This window comes from Phocaeicola sp. RTP21198st1_B8_RTP21198_201120 (assembly GCF_040929485.1).
GTDB classification, from domain to species: Bacteria; Bacteroidota; Bacteroidia; order Bacteroidales; family Bacteroidaceae; genus Phocaeicola; species Phocaeicola dorei.
Genome location: NZ_JBCOCI010000022.1, coordinates 1 through 3,199 on the forward strand (window position 1 = coordinate 1; position 3,199 = coordinate 3,199).

Consider the following 3,199-nt stretch of genomic DNA (forward strand, 5'->3'; position numbering starts at 1 on the left):
CATTCTATCGGCATCTGCTATGAGGGCGGACTCTCGGCGGACTGCACACCTGCCGATACGCGTACTCTGATGCAGAAGGGAAGTATGCTGGCACTGCTGCGCGAGCTGCGCCTCCTGTTCCCCAAAGCGTTGATAGTGGGGCATCATGACTTGAATCCCGTGAAGCCGTGTCCTTGTTTTGATGCTGTGAAGGAATACCGCTTTTAAGGGAAGCTTTCTCCAAAGATAGGGTTTCCAATGAGAACTGTTTGTTTTCAAAGAGGCTTCTTCAAAGATACTGTATCCAAGGATGATTTCTCCAAAGATAGCATTCCTTTCCTCCGCTTTGATTTCCTGACTATCCATTCAACTAATCTTTTCATTTAACAATAATAAAAATGAACTATCTGATAAACCAACTCATGACCGTGGACAAAGCCTTCTACCGTCATTATCTGGAAATGCTGCTCACCCTGAACCGCATCCATGCCCTCACCCCCTGGCAGATGTCCATGCTGCTGTGGAGAGCCAAGATTTTCCATATACAGGTGCTCTATCCCGAACTGCTGCGCATCAGCCTGTGCACGGAGCAGGAGAAAGACGAAATACGTTTTATGAAAGGATGGAAACTGAAAGAGCTGGAGAAAATAATGCCCGCATGGCAGCGACGGCAGTGCGAGGAGATAAAACGGGAACGGTGGAGAGGATTTTAGTGGCTAATGATTAATGAGGAATGATCAGTGATCACTGAGGAATGGTCAGTAATCAGTAAAACCTGCCGGCAACATGATCTACTTGTAAACAACTTTTAAAGGGGTATGTCAAAATCAAATGACTACTCCGAAAAGTTACAGATTGTAACTACAAGACCTAAAAAGCGGGTGTCAAAACTCAGTTTTTGAAAACATGAACTTATAATCTGAAATTTGAGCATCCTAAAAGACTAAAGAAAGGGTCGTATCATTACTCCATACAGAGCTTGATACGATCCTTTTACATGTTATAATTACTATCTGTAACTTTTCGGGGCTGTCCTTTTTGTTTTGACATCTCCCTTCTCCTATCCCCAAGTTATTCAGGAACAGCAACATTCAACTTCTTCATTCCCCCTCATTAAACCCCAGGCCCTGCTGTTCGGGCTTCAGCTTCTCTGTCAGGAAATTGGTATGCTCCCACTTCGGTTCGGGCGGATTATGATCCAAGGTCCTCTCCTCGGTAGGGGTGTAGCGTCCGTTGTAAGTGCTGAAGGCGAAAAAAGCATCTCCCGGTCCGCCCAGATGGTCGAAACGTACCTTGGCCACACGCACCAGCACCTGCCCCAGCTCATCGTTACGGTCTATCACCATTCCATAATCCGTCTTGTTGAAAAAAGCCGCCGAGCCGTTGATATCATACAGCGTGGGCACAGGCCAGCGTTTGCTTCCCGGTTCGCGGCGCAACTTGGTGGGATGCGCCACCAGAATGAGCAACACCTTGTGCTTCACGGCAAAATTGGAGAACTCGTCGAAGATGCGGCTGATGTACTGCGTTTCCGTCTCCCAGTCGGGAATCTGATGCTCGAAGCGGTTGAAGGGGTCCACTACCAGCACCTTCACTCCTTTCCGGCTTACCAGTTGGGCGGCAATGCGGAGCACGCTCTCTACCGAGAAGTCCTCTTTCGGCATAATGGAGAAGACACTCTGTGCCAGGTAACGGATGGCCTGTCCAGCTTCCGGCAACGGCATCCCTTTGTGTTCGAAACGCTTGCCCACCACGCGGCGTATCAGCTTGCGGTAGTGATAGGCCAGCGGGGTATTCTCCGGGCTGAAATAGCCCACCTTCCAATCGTGGCGCAGGAGCAGGCGCATGGCAATTTCGTCCACAAACTCGCTTTTTCCGCTACCGGGAACGCCTGTGACCGTGAGCACAAAACCACGCTCGAACTTGATCAGCCGGTCCAGATTCTCCAGTCCCGTATCGGCTCCTTCCGGCATTCCGTTGTAATAAATATCCATCAGCGTATCCCATTCGTCCATGGGGCAGAAGACTCCTTCCAACGGGATTTCCGCCGCCTGCTCCACCTGTTGGCGGAGCCTCGGAAGATCGTACTTCAACAGATACTCGTTGGCATCCTTGCAGCCTTCTCCCCAGGCCACCACCTTGCAGCGGTCCATGCCCAGGCGGCGCACCAGTTCGTCGCGCAACTCCACTCCGCGCTTGTCGGTATCCATGGCCAGGATAATTTCCGTCTTGTCATCGAAGTGCGACTCCACGAAGCGGTCCAGCCACTGAAGGTTCGCGCCTCCGGCTCCGTTGGGTACGGACACCACTTCTTCCAGTCCTGCGGCTATCAGGCTGAGGGCATCTATCTCGCCTTCGGTGATGTAGCACTTTTCCTTTCCTTTTATGGCGTCTATGTTCCAAGGAATCAGCTCGGCTCCTTTCACCATCTTGAAATGCTTTGCGGCATCCCGGAATTTCATGTTTTTCATTACTCCGTCCTCCAGGTAAGGGAAGCAGATGCAGGCTTCTTCCTTGCCGGTCTGCGGCAGGAATTCCAAGCGTTCCTCTATCTTCATCCTTGTCAGGACGTCCATCGGAATACCTCGTCTGCCGACCATGTATTCCATCATTTCTCCATTCATAATTTGTTTGTTTTTATTAATTACCGGGCATACGTAATGTACAGGCGGTTGCAGGGGGATGTGCGGTTTGCGTTGCGCCGTGTTACGTTGCTGCGATGCTGCATCGTGGTGCTGCGACGTGTTATGGTGCTGCGATGCATCCTTCTGCTGTTTCTGCCGTTCCCGGTCTTGTTGTTTCTGTTCTCTTTTCCACATCTCGTCTTCGTTCCACGCTATGGCGAAATCACAATGAAAGCATTTCGCCCATCCCCCTTCACGGGTGATATGCACACTGAACGAAGGATCTTTGGGATTGCTTCGCGTTGCGGAACATTCGGGACAAGGCATACGGAAATGGTCCTTTCTGCGCGGCAGGCTTTTCAGCCACCGCACATAGTCTGCATGTTCTTCGCGCGTCATATCCAGCTCTGTTTCAGGTTATCCCAGGTGGCACGTCCGTTGGGGCGCGGTGGTGCATTGCCGGGAAGAAGAACTCCGCAGTACGAACGTTCGCCGGTCAGCGGATTGTACGTTTCGTAGGGCGAGAGTGATGTCGATTCATTTTGCATCCTGCTCCTTTCTTTCAGCTTTTCTTCCAGAAAAAGACGGGTGGGCCT

At 51.0% G+C, this 3,199-nt stretch carries 2 protein-coding genes and 2 pseudogenes; 2 read left to right on the forward strand and 2 right to left on the reverse strand.

The window, feature by feature from the left end; translation table 11 throughout:
- Together AB5935_RS10405 and AB5935_RS10410 are read left to right on the forward strand one after the other, a co-directional pair.
- Positions 1–207: pseudogene (locus tag AB5935_RS10405) on the forward strand (N-acetylmuramoyl-L-alanine amidase); the annotation flags it as partial.
- A gap of 170 nt (positions 208–377) precedes the next feature.
- Complete coding sequence (locus tag AB5935_RS10410; protein WP_007832493.1) at positions 378–692, forward strand: hypothetical protein; 315 nt, start codon at positions 378–380, stop codon at positions 690–692.
- Positions 693–1,079: 387 nt separating this feature from the next.
- Here the strand turns inward: AB5935_RS10410 and AB5935_RS10415 are convergent, their stop codons facing one another.
- Both AB5935_RS10415 and AB5935_RS10420 read right to left on the reverse strand, forming a co-directional pair.
- Entirely contained in the window at positions 1,080–3,002 is a 1,923-nt protein-coding gene (locus tag AB5935_RS10415; protein WP_185150382.1) for a DnaB-like helicase C-terminal domain-containing protein, read from the reverse strand.
- A pseudogene (locus AB5935_RS10420) lies at positions 2,999–3,199 on the reverse strand (hypothetical protein); the annotation flags it as partial. The pseudogene AB5935_RS10420 and the gene AB5935_RS10415, both read right to left, overlap by 4 nt.